Annotated in this window: 14 protein-coding genes; 7 read left to right on the forward strand and 7 right to left on the reverse strand. The window is 41.6% G+C overall.

Annotated features, from left to right (window positions below; translation table 11 throughout):
• Positions 1-55 precede the first annotated feature (55 nt).
• Positions 56-2902 carry a bifunctional [glutamate--ammonia ligase]-adenylyl-L-tyrosine phosphorylase/[glutamate--ammonia-ligase] adenylyltransferase gene (gene glnE / locus PR767_RS12435; RefSeq protein ID WP_117162529.1) on the reverse strand — a complete coding sequence of 949 codons (2847 nt, stop codon included), beginning with the start codon at positions 2900-2902 and terminating at the stop codon, positions 56-58.
• 12 nt (positions 2903-2914) lie between these two features.
• Positions 2915-3877 (reverse strand): CYTH domain-containing protein, encoded by a 963-nt coding sequence (locus tag PR767_RS12440; RefSeq protein ID WP_117162530.1) that lies wholly within the window; start codon positions 3875-3877, stop codon positions 2915-2917.
• A gap of 280 nt (positions 3878-4157) precedes the next feature.
• Between PR767_RS12440 and PR767_RS12445 the strand changes: the two genes are divergently transcribed.
• Positions 4158-4772: a TIGR04211 family SH3 domain-containing protein gene (locus PR767_RS12445; protein ID WP_036958005.1), complete on the forward strand. Its 615-nt coding sequence runs from the start codon at positions 4158-4160 to the stop codon at positions 4770-4772.
• A gap of 14 nt (positions 4773-4786) precedes the next feature.
• Positions 4787-6031, forward strand: coding sequence for a multifunctional CCA addition/repair protein (locus PR767_RS12450; protein ID WP_004908571.1), 1245 nt, complete (start codon positions 4787-4789; stop codon positions 6029-6031).
• 39 nt (positions 6032-6070) lie between these two features.
• Here PR767_RS12450 and folB read toward each other — a convergent pair whose 3' ends face one another.
• Positions 6071-6430: a bifunctional dihydroneopterin aldolase/7,8-dihydroneopterin epimerase gene (folB, locus tag PR767_RS12455; RefSeq protein WP_004908569.1), complete on the reverse strand. Its 360-nt coding sequence runs from the start codon at positions 6428-6430 to the stop codon at positions 6071-6073.
• A gap of 108 nt (positions 6431-6538) precedes the next feature.
• Here folB and plsY point away from each other — a divergent pair, with 108 nt between their 5' ends.
• The gene (gene plsY, locus PR767_RS12460; protein ID WP_004908566.1) at positions 6539-7195 is read left to right on the forward strand and encodes a glycerol-3-phosphate 1-O-acyltransferase PlsY; all 657 of its coding nucleotides are present in this window, start codon (positions 6539-6541) and stop codon (positions 7193-7195) included.
• 276 nt (positions 7196-7471) lie between these two features.
• Positions 7472-9004 carry a methyl-accepting chemotaxis protein gene (locus PR767_RS12465; RefSeq protein WP_272520396.1) on the forward strand — a complete coding sequence of 511 codons (1533 nt, stop codon included), beginning with the start codon at positions 7472-7474 and terminating at the stop codon, positions 9002-9004.
• A 68-nt stretch (positions 9005-9072) separates the two neighbouring features.
• Here PR767_RS12465 and tsaD read toward each other — a convergent pair whose 3' ends face one another.
• The gene (gene tsaD / locus PR767_RS12470; protein WP_004908561.1) at positions 9073-10092 is read right to left on the reverse strand and encodes a tRNA (adenosine(37)-N6)-threonylcarbamoyltransferase complex transferase subunit TsaD; all 1020 of its coding nucleotides are present in this window, start codon (positions 10090-10092) and stop codon (positions 9073-9075) included.
• A 329-nt stretch (positions 10093-10421) separates the two neighbouring features.
• Between tsaD and rpsU the strand changes: the two genes are divergently transcribed.
• From rpsU to rpoD, 3 genes are all read left to right on the forward strand, one after another.
• Positions 10422-10637, forward strand: coding sequence for a 30S ribosomal protein S21 (gene rpsU, locus PR767_RS12475; protein ID WP_001144069.1), 216 nt, complete (start codon positions 10422-10424; stop codon positions 10635-10637).
• 171 nt (positions 10638-10808) lie between these two features.
• Complete coding sequence (dnaG, locus tag PR767_RS12480; RefSeq protein ID WP_004908557.1) at positions 10809-12554, forward strand: DNA primase; 1746 nt, start codon at positions 10809-10811, stop codon at positions 12552-12554.
• A 102-nt stretch (positions 12555-12656) separates the two neighbouring features.
• Positions 12657-14597 (forward strand): RNA polymerase sigma factor RpoD, encoded by a 1941-nt coding sequence (rpoD, locus tag PR767_RS12485; RefSeq protein WP_109911769.1) that lies wholly within the window; start codon positions 12657-12659, stop codon positions 14595-14597.
• A gap of 68 nt (positions 14598-14665) precedes the next feature.
• Here the strand turns inward: rpoD and PR767_RS12490 are convergent, their stop codons facing one another.
• The 3 genes from PR767_RS12490 to PR767_RS12500 form a co-directional block, all read right to left on the reverse strand.
• Positions 14666-16126, reverse strand: a complete 1461-nt coding sequence (locus PR767_RS12490) for an MFS transporter (protein WP_272520397.1) — start codon at positions 16124-16126, stop codon at positions 14666-14668.
• Between the two features lie 140 nt (positions 16127-16266).
• Positions 16267-16674 carry a hypothetical protein gene (locus PR767_RS12495; protein WP_109911767.1) on the reverse strand — a complete coding sequence of 136 codons (408 nt, stop codon included), beginning with the start codon at positions 16672-16674 and terminating at the stop codon, positions 16267-16269.
• Positions 16675-18006, reverse strand: coding sequence for an MFS transporter (locus PR767_RS12500; RefSeq protein WP_117162532.1), 1332 nt, complete (start codon positions 18004-18006; stop codon positions 16675-16677).
• Between the last annotated feature and the right edge of the window lie 25 nt (positions 18007-18031).

An 18031-nucleotide genomic window follows, 5' to 3' on the forward strand; every position in this document is an offset into this window, starting at 1 on the left:
TTAGCAACAATACTAGCATATTGCGCTATTTAGCTAAATAAAATGCGTTTATTCCTTATTCCTCAAGCCATTTTTGCCAACTCGCTAAAACTTGTTCACGTTGTTGAGTAAATTGGGTCATTTCAACACGGCTTGGCAATGATTGTAATGCTAAGTGATGAAGTTCATTACGCATCGTAACATACGCTTGAGTTAAGGCATTTGCTTCATCTTCTGGCATAAAGCCATATTGCGCCATCAGCTCGAAAATACGCACATTATCGGACCAACGCGTTAACACATTATTTTCTGTGGCAAAACGCAAAACTAAGTATTGTGCGATAAATTCAATATCAGTGATCCCACCGGGATCGGCTTTTAAATCGAACTCATTGGCTTGATGGCTTCCTAAGTGCTGATGCATTTTCAAGCGCATATCACGCACTTGCTGCTGCAAGGTGTGAGGGTCTCTTGGCATACACAGAGTTTCGTGGCGAGTCTGTATAAATTGCCGTTGTAAATCCTCATCACCAAATACCATTCGGGCTCGTATGAGCGCTTGATGCTCCCATGTCCAAGCATCATTTTTTTGGTAATCATCAAATGATTGTATCGTACTGACTAACATTCCTGACTCACCGGAAGGCCTGAGCCGCGCATCAACTTCATACAACACGCCTGAAGGTGTTCGAGTACTAAACAAATGGATAATACGCTGAGCAACACGTAAGTAAAATTGGCGTGCATCAATGGAGCGTTCGCCATTGGTAACCACATCTAAAGGGCAATCGAAAAGAAAAACGAGATCTAAGTCAGAGCCATAACCCAATTCCCAGCCGCCTAGCTTTCCATAACCTAATACCGCAAACCCATATTGTTTTTTGTCACTTTGCGCTAGATGTGCTGGCTCACCATAACGTTTTACCATTTTTTGCCATGCTTGGTGTACCACCGCATCAATAATCGCCTCTGCAAGGTAAGTCAGATGATCACTAACTTTCATTACGGGTAAAACACCTGAAATATCTTCAGCAGCGATACGCAATAACTGGGCTTGTTTGAATTGACGTAATGCTTCCAGTTGTTGTTCTTCGTCATCTTCAGGAACGCGCATTAAATATTGGCGCAATTCATCACGGTAAGCGGTTAGTGGTAGAGGTTGGTATAACGATTGAGGGTCGAGCAACTCATCAAGTAACAATGGGTGACGGGCTAACTGCTCTGCTATCATTGGTGAAGCCGCACATAGGCGAATAACGTGCGTCAAAACCTCGTCAAATTCAAGCATTAACTCGAGGTAAGTTGTGCGGCTAACAATGCTCAATAACAGTGGTGTGATACGTTCAATGACTTGCCCTGCATCATCGCGCTCACCGACTTTTGCCAATAATTTAGGCATTAATTCATCAAGTACATCCCGTCCACGAGGGCCAATTGTGCGTTTATTGAGGTCATGACGGAACATCACTATGCCGTGGATAATACGTTGTGCAATCTCTTCATTTTTAGACGGCAAATAGGTGGCTAATTCTTCTTTTGACAATTCACTTTGCCATAATGTGATGTAGATTTCATCAAATGCATCAGTGTTCTCGGTGTCATCTTCCTGGCCTATTTGCTCAGTAAATATTTGATGCACTGCCGACATTTTCTGATTCAAAACCTGATAAAATGCAGGCCAATCAGCAAAACCCATTCCCCACGCTAAACGCGCTTGGTTTAAAGCCTCTTCAGGGAGCGTTTGTGTCTGTTGGTCATCAATACTTTGCAGTAAATTTTCGGCTCTACGCAAGAAAAGGTAGCTATTTTGCAGAATATTAACTTGATCTTCGGTTAATAATGCGAGTTCTCGGATACCTTGTAGCGTTGAAAATAAGGATTGTGACTGTAAAACAGGTTCCCGTCCCCCTCTAATTAACTGGAAAACCTGTGAAACAAATTCAACTTCACGAATACCTCCAGCCCCTAATTTGATGTTATTGACCAAACCACGGCGCCGAACCTCCCGCTCAATCATATTTTTCATATTGCGTAAGGATTGGATCACGCTAAAGTCAATATAGCGGCGATAAACGAAAGGACGCAAAAGTTTTCGTAAACACTCCTCATAATGGAGGCTATCAGCGCCCATAATACGAGCTTTAACCATCGCATAGCGTTCCCAATCACGCCCTTGTTCTTGGTAATAATCCTCAAGCGCGGAAAAGCTAAAAACCAGCGGCCCGCTATCACCAAATGGCCGCAAACGCATATCGACCCGATAGACAAAACCATACTCAGTCACTTGGTCGAGTACGCGAATTAATTTTTGCCCTAAACGGGTAAAAAATTGCGCGTTATCTAACTCTTTTCTGCCACCTTGAGTAACTCCATTTTCTGGGTATGCAAAAATCAGATCAATATCTGAAGAAAAATTGAGCTCTCTGCCTCCTAATTTCCCCATTCCTAAAATCAATAGCGGCTGAGGCTTGCCTTCTGCATTACAAGGCGTTCCCCATGACTGACGATATTCTTGATACAACCAGTCTCGCGCCGCAACAACCAAGGTTTCTGCCAATACACTGAGCTGATAAATCGTTTCTTTTTGCGTGCTTATTTCCAGTACTTGCATCCAGGCGCAGCGCACTAACATATGATGACGAAATGAGCGTAACACTTGCATCAAGTGATCTTCGTTGCTAACAGATAACAAGTCTTGAGCTAACCATGACGCATAACTTTTCCATTCATCGGCTTTGGGTGGTTGAGCGCGAATTTCAAGTAAAAACCGTGAATGTGCCAATACCTGCTTTAACACAAAATCACTAAAGGTAAGCACTTGAATTTCTTGTTCATTTAACGGTAATAATTCATTCGCTTGTTCTGCTAATTGTCTTAAAACGCGTTCACCTTGGCTTTGCAATAATTCAGGAAAAGCATGCATGTTATCAGTACCTTAATGGGCTTCTTGATAGGTTAAAGCACTTAACCATTGGATAAAGGCTAATTTACATTTTAACCACTGGCTGCTATAGCAAAAATCCTCAGCACTAACCGCTTCATTGGCAATATCCGAACGTAATTGCTCTAGCGGAGTGTCATGAATAAAGTGAGGCGCTGAATTTTGGTAATGGACTAAAAATGCCTGAACAAAGCGTAAAAATTCACTAAAGCCTTGGCGTGCATTGCTGCCATTGGCTAACCAATAAGCTTCATGCTGCTGGCAAAGTAATTGCATATGAGTTAATGACTTTTCGAGAGGTTGCTCTTCATAGTCAAACAACGAATCTGGGCGAGTTAATGGTTCTTTTAGCGGCGATAACAATGAATATCCGCGCGCAGCTTTGCTAAGTGATGACAAATGCAGACCATCGATATCTGCAAATTTCTTTGCTAAATTAAGTACATCAGCAATAAAGCCTTTTTTAAGCTCTAATTCAAACTCTTGAATAGGCAAATCCTTTGCGCCTGAGGAAATTTCGCCTTGGTCAAAAACTACTTCTATTTCGCTATCTTCAAAAGTCACTAACCATTTTTCACGGGTAAAATTGGTGCTAAAGAGGATATTTAATTCAGACTGAAGCTGAGAAATATCAGTTCCTTCGGGCCAAATTTCAGCGGGTAATGCCGCTAAATCAAGTTCTGGCGAATCAATGTCAACATTATATTCAGGCCGTTGGTGTAAACCACCAATCGCCTGCCCAGCTGTTTTCATGGTCATTTCATAACGCCCATCACAACCTCGGATGCGTAAGCCCATATCCCACTGACGTAACTGCTTGTTTGCCGTATCAAAGTAGATATTAGTTAACTTTGTCGGCTCACTGTATTGGTGAGACAATGTCGATAAACACTGTCGTACAGCCTCTATTGCGGAACTCTTAGCAGCAAGTTTGAGTTCAACCTCTACGTGGCTCATACATATCCTTATTTAATTATTTCACTTCACTCATATTACCCCAATCGAGCTAAGCTGAGAAAAGAAACTGTATGGTAATCAAAAATTCTACCTGTCATATTTCTTTCAGTGAGTTATATTGAAAATAGAGTAAAAATAAGGGTAATTTAGACAGTTAGGATAGTTCTCATTCTCCTTTAGAGTGTAGAGACATCTGCGTTTAGGGTTTGCACCCATACACTTTACTCATTAATATTCAAATAATATAAAACTCACTCACCATCAAAAGACTGTAAATACCATGCGAAAAATTCCATTATTATTAATTTCAATCATGGGGCTAGGCCTTTCCTTAAATTCACACGCAGCAGAAAAACGTTATGTGTCAGATGATTTATCCACATACGTTCATAGTGGACCTGGCACAAAATATCGTATTGTAGGTACGCTCAATGCAGGGGAAGCGGTTGAATTGCTCTCCACAGATAACAAGTTCGCACAAGTCCGTGATGAAAAAGGCAGAACGGTCTGGTTACCTGTTGACCAACTCAGCAATACGCCAAGTATGAAAACCCGAATTCCAGAACTTGAAGCTGAGAACCAAAAATTACGCCAACAGCTCGACAATATTGACAGCACGTGGAATACACGAACGGCTGATATGCAGCAAAAAGTCGCTGATAATGACAATATCGTCAGCCAACTGAAGGCTGAAAATGAAAAATTAAAAAACGAGTTGATCAAGTCAGGTAAAAAACTCGAAATTGCAGAAGTTAACTTAGACGATCGCCGTCGCGAATTGATCTTACAATGGTTTATGTATGGTGGTGGTGTTGCTGGTGTTGGCTTAATTTTAGGCCTAATTTTACCGCACATTATTCCACGTCGTAAAAAACGTAATGACGGCTGGATGTAATTGAGGCCATTCGAATGAAAGTATATCTCGTGGGTGGAGCAGTACGTGACCAACTGCTTGGGCTGCCTATTTCAGACAGAGACTACGTGGTGGTTGGCGCAACCCCCGAGGCAATGCTATCGCAAGGTTTTCAACAAGTCGGAAAAGATTTTCCTGTTTTCTTGCACCCAAAAACCCATGAAGAATACGCTTTAGCCCGAACAGAACGTAAAATTGGTGCAGGCTATACCGGTTTTAGCTGCTATAGCGCACCGGATGTCACTATCGAAGATGACTTACTGCGTCGTGATTTGACGATTAATGCGATAGCTCAAGATGAGTCAGGTGAAATTATTGACCCATTCCACGGTGTCATTGATCTCGATAAGCGTATTTTACGCCATGTTTCCGATGCATTTTCTGAAGACCCTTTACGGGTTTTACGGGTTGCTCGTTTTGCCGCTCGCTACTTTGAGCATGGTTTTACTATCGCACCAGAAACACTCGCCTTGATGCAAACGATGGCCGCTACAGGGGAATTATCTCATCTCACCGCCGAGCGAGTTTGGACCGAAACAGAAAAAGCGCTGAAATCAAATTCCCCACAGGTGTATTTTGATGTCTTACGCCAATGCGGTGCTTTAGCTGTACTTTTTCCTGAAATTGATGCGCTATTTGGCGTTCCTGCCCCTGAAAAATGGCACCCTGAAATTGATACAGGTATCCACACTCTAATGGTAATGAAAGTGATTTCCCGCTTATCTAAGGATGTGGATATTCGCTTTGCCGCATTGTGCCATGATTTAGGCAAGGCTCTAACACCACCCGATATTTGGCCAAGCCATCCAAACCATGGTGAAGCAGGTATTCCATTAATAGAAACACTCTGTGTAAGATTAAAAGTACCAACCACGGCTCGTGACTTAGCTCGTCTAGCGGCACGATATCATGATAAAATCCATGTTATCAATAAATTACATGCTAATGATCTAATTGCGATTTTTGATGGACTTGATAGTTGGCGTAAACCAGAACGTGTTGAACAACTAAGTTTAATCAGTGAAGCGGATGCCAGAGGTCGGTTAGGTCTTGAACAACAGCCGTACCCACAAGGGGTATATTTCAGGCAAGCTTTTGCTATTGCGCAAGCTGTTGAAGTCAAACCTATTGTTGAGCAAGGGTTTAAAGGCCCTGAAATTCGTCAAGAACTCACTCGACAACGTATAGAAGCGGTCGGCAATTGGCAACAGCGACAAAAAATCATAGTTGTCGTTGCCTAATAGATACAAAACTGGCGGTTAAACACCGCCAGACAACATTTAAGCGGTTTTCGTGCCTCTTTCGATAACAACCCCAACTTGTTTAGCGCGTGCTACTGCCCCCGGTTTAGCCACTTTAATGCGAACCCATGGACTATCAAACTGTGTTAGCAATAATTGTGCAACTTCTTCGGCAACACGTTCAACTAAACCAAATTTATTATTCCCAACATGAGCAAGGATAGCTTGGCTAACTTTGGCATAATCTAAGCAATGTTCAACATTATCGCTCATAGACGCGCGTTTGTTATCCCATCCCATTTCGATATCGAGCACCAATTTCTGTTCAATATCTTGTTCCCAGTCATATACACCAATCGTGGTGATGACTGATAATTGCTCAATAAATACGATATCCATCACGTCATTTTCTCATTTATGTACTGAATTGATACCACTTCAGCAAAAATATGCGTATTATCCAAGACTGAAGTGAATTTATGGCCTTAACCGTTTTTGGAGCTAGCTATGAGTGCAACCGCGCTTGGCATGATAATCTTCGCCTATCTTTGCGGCTCAGTTTCGAGTGCGATACTGATCTGCCGTTTGGCGAGACTACCCGACCCCCGTCAACACGGCTCTGGTAACCCTGGTGCAACTAACGTATTACGTGTAGGCGGTAAAGCAGCCGCTGCCGGAGTACTCATTTGTGACGTATTAAAAGGGATGATCCCAGTTTGGCTTGCTTATTATTTAAATGTGCAACCATTCTATCTTGGCTTTGTTGCAATTGCAGCTTGTCTTGGGCACATATATCCCATTTTCTTTCGTTTCAAAGGCGGAAAAGGGGTAGCAACCGCATTTGGTTCAATTGCCGCTATTGGTTGGGATCTTTCTGGTTTAGTCGCAGGAACATGGTTACTGACGGTGTTACTTAGTGGTTATTCGTCACTAGGAGCGATTGTCAGCGCCTTACTTGCTCCCTTTTATGTTTGGTGGTTTAAACCTGAATTCACCTTTCCGGTCGCTATGCTATCTTGTTTAGTGTTAGTTCGCCATCACGGTAATATACAACGCCTTTGGCGTGGTCAAGAAAGTCGTATTTGGCAAAAGCTGAAAAATAAAAAACGAAAAACCAATAAAGAAATAGCCCAAGAAGCTAAAGAACAAGAACTCGATGACTAATGGTGACATTTGATTTTCTCTAAGAAGAGCTGATTTCAGCTCTTCTTTTATGTTACTTGCCTTGTTTAAAATTTCCCAAAAATCCTCATTGATAACAACAGCGTGATATCCCTCCTTAAAACTGTACTAGTAGTAATTTGTGCTACGTTACATTTTTGCCATAACTAGCGCACACTTTTAAAAAAAAGTTAAATTATTGCAAATTTATTACTAAGGAATATTTAAAAGCTGTCGACTATATAAAAGGAAAATTAAACTATAATAATGGTATTTATAATGAGCAGAACCCCTTATATCACTCAAAATGAATATGTGTTAGATGAAAACATCACATTAATGACAACCAGCGATCTACAAGGAAACATTGTTCACGCTAATGATTTCTTTGTGCAGGTTAGTGGTTATGAATTAGATGAATTATTAACACATCCACACAATATTATCCGCCATCCAGATATGCCCAAAGAAGCTTTTGCCGACATGTGGGCAACACTTAAAAAAGGAGAACCCTGGACTGGCATTGTGAAAAATCGTCGGAAAAATGGTGACCACTACTGGGTTCGAGCTAATATTGTCCCAGTGGAACGCAAAGGCGTTATTACAGGCTATATGTCCATTCGTACTCGAGCAACACGCCAAGAAATTGCAACGGTAGAACCACTCTATGCAGCAATGAATGAAAATAAAAGCCAACAAAAAATTTTCAAGGGGATTGTGCTTTCTAAAAAATTACCATTTCACTTCTCAACATATTCAACACGTTCACGTATCCGACTCATCATGAGTCTGTTATTTATCCTTTGGCTCATTACGGCTAGCTTTATTTTGCAGCCAAGCGTGCCTCTACTGCTGATGAGTGCCTGTACATTTATCATACTATTGGTCGGTGATGTGATACTTGAAAAAATGCTAGCAACTCCACTGGAAAACATGACCAAACAGGCACTTGGTATTGCACGAGGAAATCGACATAGCGTTAACCATATGCAGCGCACAGATGAAATTGGCTTAATATTACGTTCTATCGGGCAACTTGGGCTAATCTGCCGTTGGTTAATAAAAGATGTCTCCGAACAAGTTGATAACGTTCGCAAAGGCAGTGAATCTTTAGTCTCCGATTGTCATGAATTAGACACTCACACTCAACAAACCGTCGGCTATATGCAACAAACCGTTGCAACAATGAACCAAATGGCCGTTTCCGTAAAAATGAATGCTGATAACACGATTCAAGTTGACCAACTTTCGAATACAACGAGCAAAACAGCAGTGAATGGGGGCGCCATGATGGAAGCCGTTGTGGATACCATGGATGAAATTGTCAGTAGCACCAGCAAAATTAACTCCATCACTGACGTGATTAAAGACATCGCATTTCAAACCAATATACTCGCGTTAAATGCCGCGGTAGAAGCCGCACGTGCAGGTGAACAAGGCAAAGGCTTTGCCGTTGTCGCAAATGAGGTTCGTAGCCTAGCAAGCCGTAGTGCAAGTGCAGTAAATGATATTCGTGAATTAATTAATGATTGTGAAAAGAAAGTCAATTCAGGGAAAAATCAAGTCCATACGGCAGGGGATACCATGAAGGAGATTGTTGACCAAATACAAAACGTCACGCAATTGATCACCCATATTAGCCAAGCAACCTCTGAACAAGCGGCAGGGATAGCCGATATTACCCAAGCAGTCAGTGAGCTCGAAACCATCACACAACAAAGCACATTACTGGTAGAACAAAGCACAGAGACATCGAAAATGGTAAAAGAACGGTCAAGCCGGCTGGAAGATGCGGTCGTTATTTTACATTAGTACTTAACTGAATAACAAAAGGGCTGTCATCCCAGCCCTTTTACAAAAATAGAGATACACCAACAACACTATTTTTCTAGCGGGGGCAATTCTGCCAAAGGCCAACGTGGGCGAACCGTCACCCCAAGCCCTGTAGTGGTTCCACCTTTAAGGCGAATAAGCCCCGCCAGCGCGATCATTGCGCCGTTATCCGTACAAAATTCAGGGCGAGCATAAAAAACTTCACCGCCACGCTGCTTGAGAACATCTTCCATTTTAGCTCTAAGTGCGCGATTAGCACTAACCCCCCCCGCCATCACCAAACGTTTAAAACCTGTTTGTTCTAAAGCGCGTTTGCATTTAATTGCCAGAGTATCGACCACGGCATCCTCAAAGGCTCTCGCAATATCCGCACGAGTTTGGTCGTCATCCGCATTTTCACGGATGGTATTGGCTGCAAAGGTTTTTAGCCCAGAGAAGCTGAAATCCAGCCCTGGTCTGTCGGTCATTGGGCGAGGAAACACAAAACGACCCGCAGTACCCTGCTCCGCCATGCGAGATAACACTGGGCCACCTGGGTAGTCTAAACCTAATAGTTTTGCTGTTTTATCAAACGCTTCGCCTGCTGCGTCATCGATGGATTCGCCTAGCAGCTCATACTCACCAATTCCGGTCACACTGATAAGCTGAGTATGCCCACCAGAAACCAGTAACGCGACAAAAGGAAATTCAGGGCTTTTCTCTTCTAACATCGGTGCCAATAAATGGCCTTCCATATGGTGAACGGCCACGGCGGGAACGTTCCAGGCAAAAGCTAATGAACGCCCTACTGTTGCACCAACCATTAAAGCCCCAACCAAACCTGGCCCTGCAGTATAGGCTACAGCGTCGATGTCTTGACTTGTTAAATTGGCTTCTTTCAACGCTGCTTGAATTAACGGCACTGTTTTACGAATATGATCGCGTGAAGCCAATTCAGGCACGACACCACCGTAGTCTGCATGAACTTTAATTTGGCTGTATAATTGATTGGCTAATAAGCCATGCTCATCATCATAGATTGCGATACCAGTTTCATCGCAAGAGGTTTCGATACCTAAAACACGCATTGCACTACCCTTGTTTATTGCATAACCGCAAGTCTATCACTATTTTCGTTCAATCGCGTAATTAATGTTGTCAAAAGGCTGACTTTCCTGACTGTATAGTCTATAATCAGTCCCCTGTAATAAAAATTTCGTGTGGCTAATTCTCATTATTATCTGGTTTTGTTTGCTTTTTCATCAAATGAACTGCAAATCAGGTAATCTTGTGTGATTCAATTTTATACGGCACTTTACAAACCCGTACTCATTGAAGTAAAATTCCGCACCATTTTAAATGAAGGCTGGTGAATCAGTACCAGCAACAAACCGATTTCTATTGAGGTGAGAGGCACATGCCGGTAATTAAAGTACGTGAAAACGAGCCATTCGACGTTGCACTGCGTCGTTTCAAACGTTCCTGTGAGAAAGCAGGTGTTTTAGCTGAAGTTCGTCGTCGTGAATTCTATGAAAAACCAACGACTGAACGTAAACGCGCTAAAGCATCAGCTGTAAAGCGTCACGCTAAGAAACTGGCTCGCGAAAACGCACGCCGTACTCGTCTGTATTAATTGTTTGCGGTGAAAGCCGCATTCATTGTAGACGATAGCTAATACAAAACTTTAGTTTCTCTTGTAGTCACTCCAGTTTTTGTAGTAGTACATAGCTAAGCAGTTAAAGGCCGTGCTTTCCTAAAGGAAGCGCGGCTTATTATCGTTCATCAACAGGCGAAAAAGAGGCTTATGGCTGGACGAATTCCGCGTTCATTTATCAATGACTTGTTAGCAAGAACCGACATCATTGATTTAGTCGATGCAAAAGTCCCGTTAAAAAAACAGGGTAAAAACCATCACGCTTGTTGTCCGTTCCATAATGAAAAAACACCTTCTTTTACCGTAAATGGTGAAAGACAATTTTATTACTGTTTTGGTTGTGGTGCTCATGGCAACGCTATCGATTTTTTAATGAACTATGACAAACTCGATTTTGTTGAAGCCATTGAAGAATTATCTGCACTACATGGCCTTGATGTTCCTTACGAAAAAGGAACGGGTTCAAGCCAAATAGAACTTCATCAACGACAAAATTTATATCAGTTGATGGAAAAAATTAATCAATTTTACTGTGCTGCCTTAAGTCATTCTTCAGCTAATAAAGCGAAAGATTATTTAAGCCAACGTGGTTTAAGTGCCGAAATTATTGAGCATTTTTCAATTGGTTTCGCCCCTGCGGGCTGGGACAATTTGCTCAAAAAATTCGCTGTAAACCCAGAAAGTCGCAAACAGCTTGATGATGCAGGCATGTTAGTGACAAATGATAATGGCCGAGTCTATGACCGCTTTAGAGAGCGTGTCATGTTCCCAATTCGGGATAGGCGCGGTCGTGTGATTGCCTTCGGTGGGCGCGTATTAGGAGATGCTCTCCCTAAATACTTAAACTCCCCCGAAACAGATATTTTCCATAAAGGCCGTCAGTTATTTGGCCTCTATGAAGCAACACAAAACAGTAATGAATTATCAAAATTACTGGTAGTTGAAGGCTATATGGACGTTGTTGCACTTGCTCAGTACGATATCCGCTATGCGGTTGCTTCACTTGGCACATCAACAACCTCAGAACATATTCAGTTACTTTATCGTTCAACAGATACGGTTATTTGCTGTTATGATGGAGACCGCGCTGGCCGAGAAGCGGCATGGCGAGCACTTGAAACAGCACTGCCTTATCTGACTGACGGCCGTCAATTGCGTTTTATGTTTTTACCCGACGGTGAAGACCCAGATTCATTAGTACGAAAAGAAGGCAAAGACGCTTTTGAGCAACGTATGAAAGATGCTCAAACCCTTTCTGCTTTTTTATTTGATTCACTTGTGCCACAGGTGGATTTAAAAACACAAGAAGGGAAAGCAAAATTTAGTAAACTGGCTATCCCTTTGATTAAACAAATACCTGGTGAAACACTGCGCCTTTATATGGCACAAGAGCTAGGAAATTTTATTGGTATACCGGATATTTCTCAAGTTCTTGCTATGATTGATAGAGAGAGCACAGAACAAGTTAACTATCAGGCGCCCAAATTAAAACCAACCACAATGCGAATACTTATCGCGCTGTTGGTACAGAATCCGAACTTTTCGGAACTTGTTCCCTCATTAGAGGGAATTGCCCATATTCAAATGCCGGGGCTTTCTCTATTTCAGGAATTGGTCGATGTCTGCCGTTCCACCCCCGGAATGTCAACTGGGCAGTTGCTAGAGCGTTATCGTGATAATAAATTTGCGAAACAGCTTGAAAAACTCGCAACGTGGAACGATATAGAAATAGAGGAGATAGCGGAAAATACTTTTATAGATGCCTTAAACCATCTATTTAACAGCGCACTCGACGAACGTTTTGACTACTTAATAGCAAAAGAACGAACTGAAGGGCTGACCCCAGAAGAGCGCGAAGAAGTCCGCTTAATCACTCTTTCTAGAGTGAAAACATAGTATCAACCCAAAACAGAATTAGTATTTTAAACGGCTTAAGTGCCGATAAACACAAGGCAGATGCCTGTAAAATGCTACGAAAAATAAAGGGCGTAGCAAATAATAAATGTTCCCTTTGTATGTTCTTGTTGGCCGAATGTTTCGCCGACCGACACCAATCTAAATACTCAGAAGTGTGGATACCGTCTTATGGAGCAAAACCCGCAGTCGCAGCTTAAGCTACTCGTAACCAAGGGTAAAGAGCAAGGTTACTTAACCTATGCTGAGGTCAACGACCATCTGCCGGAAGATATCGTCGATTCAGATCAAATCGAAGATATCATTCAGATGATTAATGACATGGGCATCCAGGTCATGGAAGAAGCACCTGATGCCGATGATTTAATTTTGGCTGAAAATACTTCCGATACTGATGAAGATGCAGCTGAAGCCGCTGCACAAGTGCTGTCCAGTGTTGAAAGTGAAATCGGCCGTACAACCGACCCTGTCCGCATGTATATGCGCGAAATGGGAACCGTCGAGCTTCTCACTCGAGAAGGCGAAATCGACATTGCAAAACGTATCGAGGATGGGATAAATCAGGTTCAGTGCTCTGTAGCTGAATACCCTGAGGCTATCACCTATCTTCTTGAGCAGTATGACCGTGTTGAAGCAGGAGAAAGCCGTTTATCTGATTTAATCACCGGCTTTGTTGACCCTAACGCGGAAGAAGATCTCGCACCAACAGCGACTCACGTTGGCTCTGAATTACCACAAGAAGAGCTTGATAAAGACGATGACGAAGACGAAGAAGATGAAGACGGCGATGACAGCGATAGCGATGACGATAACAGCATCGATCCTGAATTAGCGCGTCAAAAATTCTCTGATCTTCGTGAGCAATATGAAAAAACGCGTCAACATATTAAACAATATGGTCGTAGTGACGCGAAAACGGCTGCCGCTATCGAGCAGCTTTCCGAAGTATTTAAAGAGTTCCGTTTAGTTCCTAAGCAATTTGACTATTTGGTCAATAACATGCGTGAAATGATGGACCGAGTTCGCTTACAAGAGCGTACCATCATGAAACTGTGTGTTGAACAATGTAAAATGCCGAAGAAAAACTTCATTACTTTATTTAGTGGTAATGAGACCAGTGAAACTTGGTTAACTGCTGCAAAAGCAATGAACAAGCCTTGGTCAGAAAAATTACTTGAAGTTGAAGAAGAAATTCTGCGTTGCCTACAAAGACTGCGCCAAATTGAAGAAGAAACGGGTCTGACAATCGAACAAGTTAAAGATATCAACCGTCGTATGTCTATCGGTGAAGCGAAAGCACGCCGTGCGAAAAAAGAGATGGTTGAAGCAAACTTACGTCTGGTAATTTCTATTGCTAAGAAATATACCAACCGTGGCTTGCAGTTCCTTGACCTGATTCAAGAAGGTAACATCGGTCTGATGAAAGCCGTTGATAAGTTTGAATATCGCCGTGGCTATAAGTTCTCAACTTATGCGACTTGGTGGATCCGTCAGGCTATCACGCGTTCAATCGCTGACCAAGCACGTACTATTCGTATCCCGGTTCACATGATTGAAACTATCAACAAGCTGAACCGTATCTCTCGTCAAATGCTGCAAGAAATGGGCCGTGAGCCATCGCCAGAAGAACTGGCAGAACGCATGCTAATGCCGGAAGATAAAATTCGTAAAGTACTGAAGATTGCTAAAGAACCGATTTCAATGGAAACCCCTATTGGTGATGATGAAGATTCACATTTAGGTGATTTTATTGAAGATACCACTTTAGAACTGCCTTTAGACTCTGCAACATCAGAAAGCTTACGCTCTGCAACTCACGAAGTGTTAGCAGGCTTAACCGCTCGTGAAGCAAAAGTACTGCGTATGCGTTTTGGTATCGACATGAATACTGACCACACCCTTGAGGAAGTTGGTAAACAGTTTGATGTTACCCGTGAACGTATCCGTCAGATTGAAGCGAAAGCGTTACGTAAATTACGTCACCCAAGCCGCTCAGAAGTGCTACGCAGCTTCCTTGACGAATAATTGATTCATTTATATCTAAAAACACCTGCTCCGGCAGGTGTTTTTTTATGCTTACTACCCAATATTCGCTAATTCTCTGATTTATTCCTTGCCATCAGACATAACGTTATCAATATCGCTATCGCGCCACCTAACATGGCAAGATTGAAACCGGAAACAAAAGCAGAACGAGTCACCTGCTCAATAAATGTTGATGGCAACGCTGAAGAAGTTTGAATCAAACGTTCGATTTCTTGTGTCGATAGCATCGTGGCTAGCTTGTCGTCCTGTAATAGCCGCTCTACAGCGCGATGTGTCATCAATGTCCCTAAAAGAGCAATACCAAGAGTCATACCTGTTTGCCTTAATGCGTTCATGACCGCAGAAGCAATACCAGAATAGGCCTTATCAACACTCGCCATAACCAGTGCCCCAATTGCTGGGGTAGACATCCCCATTCCAGCCCCCAAAATAAATAAGGTTATCGCAATAGGAATATAAGGTGTTTCAGTATTCACACGAGTTAATAATAATGAAGCCAATGCAATTAAAATAAAACCCAAAATCATGAGGTTTCGCACGCTTAAACGGCGAGACAGTTTACCAAAAGAAAATGAAAAAATAGCCATGGCAATAAACTCAGGAGCCATGCGGATCCCGGCTTCAAATGCCCCCCACCCTTGGCCTTTTTGCAAAAATAGTGCGATGAAGAATACATTACTGTAAGTTGCAAAACCCAAAGCAAAAGACGCCATATTATATTGAAAGAAAAAAGGATTTTTTTTGAATAAAAAAAGCGGTAATAATGGCCGAGTTACGTGAAGTTCAACCCAAATAAACCCTAAGCATGCAAAAATCGCAATGATTAACCCACTCAATGTGAGGTAACTGCCCCAACCGTGTTCTCCAGCTTCGATTAAAGCAAAAGTTAACCCACCTAACGCAATGATACTTAAAACTTGTCCCATTGGATCTAATGCGGCTTTATCTGGATCTGCACTTTCTTGTATACCTAACCAGCCTAACAGTAATGTCAGTAGTCCAATCGGGATATTAATTAAAAATATCGTTGTCCAATCGAAGCTATCGACTAAAAAGCCCCCTAAAATAGGACCGATAATTAACGAAAGTGCACTCACTGCTGACCAAATACCAATAATTCTGATGCGCTCGATATCATTCGAGAAAGCTTGCGTAATAATAGAAAGTGCCCCTGGAATTAAAGCAGCAGCAGCGACTCCTTGGATAACCCGCCCCGCTATCAACATGTGTGGCGACGCAGAAAATGCACAAATTGCAGATCCTAGAGTAAAGATAACAATCCCTGTTAACCAAATTTTTTTACGCCCATAACGGTCGCTTATCGGGCCAACAGATAGGATCAACGCTGACAGACATAACGCATAGGCGTCAATAATCCATTGTAGCATTGACATATGAGCCTTGAGGTCACGCCCAATAGCAGGTAGTGCAACATTTACAATACTGATATCTAACGTTGCCATAAAGGTACCCAAGCAAACTGCTAGGATCAAAAAAAGCCGTCTCATTTTTTATACCTCATCATCGATCATAGCAATATGATAATATTCGACCGACCGACGGTCAATAAAAATGAGAATAGATATCATTTATCACTTATATTTTTTTACTCTTTGAAAAAACGGCCTTTAGCCGTTTTATTCTTATTTTAATCCGTTTGAGTTGAAAGTACCGGAGTTTCATGTAGATAAACCCAATAACATTTCTCCGCTTCCACTCTAATGCAAACAACGGAAGTTCGTAATGTTTCTATATCACTAATTTGCTGTTTCTCTTGATATTGAATCCAGCAATAGCCATTATCCTCTCTTAATGGAACCAGATTAGTACATCTTGTCGTAAATGATGCTCGAGTCCCAATATTTTGGCTAAATAACGTGGTGACGTCATTTAAACCAATGCAATAGCCTTGTATTGTGACCATTTTGAAGTTGTCATCAAAACTGCTTAATAAAAGAGATAAGCTTTTATCGCTATTTCGTCCCTTAAATACATCTTCAATTAAAACATGTAAATCCACTACGCTTTGCAGCGCTCTTTTCATTGTTTCACTCATTTATTTTTCCTTGATCACTGAAATTAATGAAAGTAACCCGAGTATTGATGCGATAAAAAACGTATATTGATAACGTATTAAATCATTCGAGAAAGTCGTTAAGCTAAATATAGAAATAAATACGACTGCACCAACACTAAATGCGACTTGTCGATTAATATTCCACAATACGCTACCTTGAAGTAAATCTTTGTCTTTAAAATCCATTAACGAGCTAATTTGTGCAGTATTGGCGCTCAATCCCCCCCCCATCCCCATCAATAAATAAGCGATTATTAATAAACTGAGCTGGTTTGAAGATGAAACCCAATAAAGCAGAAAAATACCAAAGCTATGCAGTGTAATACCAATAATAAATAATCGCTTTTTTCCTATCTGCAAATAAAGGCGTCCACCGGTTAGCATTGATATTACTGCCCCCAATGCATATAGCACCATAAATAGCCCGGTTTGTGCCGCACTGAACCCCATATTTTCTTGTAGATTAAAAATATTGAGTAAATTAACTCCCGTAAAAATACCGGGAACAGCATAGTAAACAATAAAAGCGTTGCGTAGGTTGGAATTCTTTAATAACTGAAAATTTAAAATAGGTTCTCGGCATTTTTTAGCGTATTTAAGGTAAACAATAAATACGAGGGCTGAAGTAAAAAAACTCACCAAAGCCAATAATAAATTGTGATAATCATTATAAAAAGAGAATGATAATAATAGGCTTAACAAACTTAAACTCACCATTATTAATCCCAAAATATCTGGTTTTTCTCTTATTTTTACTCCTTCATTTTTTATCCAACTCCAGGCTAGTACTGCAGTTAGTAATGAGAAAGGCAAATTAGAATAAAACACCCAATGCCAAGACAGAGAATCAATAATTAGGCCGCCAATTGCAGGCGAAAATGCGGGAGCAATTAACGCTACAGTCATAATCAATGTTGATATACGCTGGCGATCATTATTGGGAAATAATGCGAAAACTAACGCCTGACCTACCGGAATTAATAACCCTCCTGCTGCACCTTGGATAAAGCGCCAAAAAATTAAGCTATAAATTGAACCACTGCTTCCACTAAACCAAGCAGCAACAGAAAAAAGTAACATGGAATAACACAGTAATTTTTGATTGCCTAACCTACCTGCTAGCCATAAGCTGATTGGCATCACTAAAACTAGACCTAAAATATAGGCATTGGCAACCCATGCAACTTGAGATTGGCTTACTGAAAAGGACGATGCAATATCAGGTAATGCTATCGCTGACATAAAAATGTTAATACAATCAATAAAGAAACCAAGTAAAAATACTGTGGCAATTTTGTATCGATAAGTCATGGACTTCCTCCGGTGGCAAAGAATA

This window comes from Providencia sp. PROV223 (assembly GCF_028479245.1).
Lineage (GTDB): Bacteria > Pseudomonadota > Gammaproteobacteria > Enterobacterales > Enterobacteriaceae > Providencia > Providencia rettgeri.

Coding starts and splice junctions, on each gene's coding strand:
- glnE (WP_117162529.1), bottom strand. CDS start 2,902: ATGCATGCTTTTCCTGAATTATTGCAAAGCCAAGGTGAACGCGTTTTA.
- PR767_RS12440 (WP_117162530.1), bottom strand. CDS start 3,877: ATGAGCCACGTAGAGGTTGAACTCAAACTTGCTGCTAAGAGTTCCGCA.
- PR767_RS12445 (WP_036958005.1), top strand. CDS start 4,158: ATGCGAAAAATTCCATTATTATTAATTTCAATCATGGGGCTAGGCCTT.
- PR767_RS12450 (WP_004908571.1), top strand. CDS start 4,787: ATGAAAGTATATCTCGTGGGTGGAGCAGTACGTGACCAACTGCTTGGG.
- folB (WP_004908569.1), bottom strand. CDS start 6,430: ATGGATATCGTATTTATTGAGCAATTATCAGTCATCACCACGATTGGT.
- plsY (WP_004908566.1), top strand. CDS start 6,539: ATGAGTGCAACCGCGCTTGGCATGATAATCTTCGCCTATCTTTGCGGC.
- PR767_RS12465 (WP_272520396.1), top strand. CDS start 7,472: ATGAGCAGAACCCCTTATATCACTCAAAATGAATATGTGTTAGATGAA.
- tsaD (WP_004908561.1), bottom strand. CDS start 10,092: ATGCGTGTTTTAGGTATCGAAACCTCTTGCGATGAAACTGGTATCGCA.
- rpsU (WP_001144069.1), top strand. CDS start 10,422: ATGCCGGTAATTAAAGTACGTGAAAACGAGCCATTCGACGTTGCACTG.
- dnaG (WP_004908557.1), top strand. CDS start 10,809: ATGGCTGGACGAATTCCGCGTTCATTTATCAATGACTTGTTAGCAAGA.
- PR767_RS12490 (WP_272520397.1), bottom strand. CDS start 16,126: ATGAGACGGCTTTTTTTGATCCTAGCAGTTTGCTTGGGTACCTTTATG.
- PR767_RS12495 (WP_109911767.1), bottom strand. CDS start 16,674: ATGAGTGAAACAATGAAAAGAGCGCTGCAAAGCGTAGTGGATTTACAT.
- PR767_RS12500 (WP_117162532.1), bottom strand. CDS start 18,006: ATGACTTATCGATACAAAATTGCCACAGTATTTTTACTTGGTTTCTTT.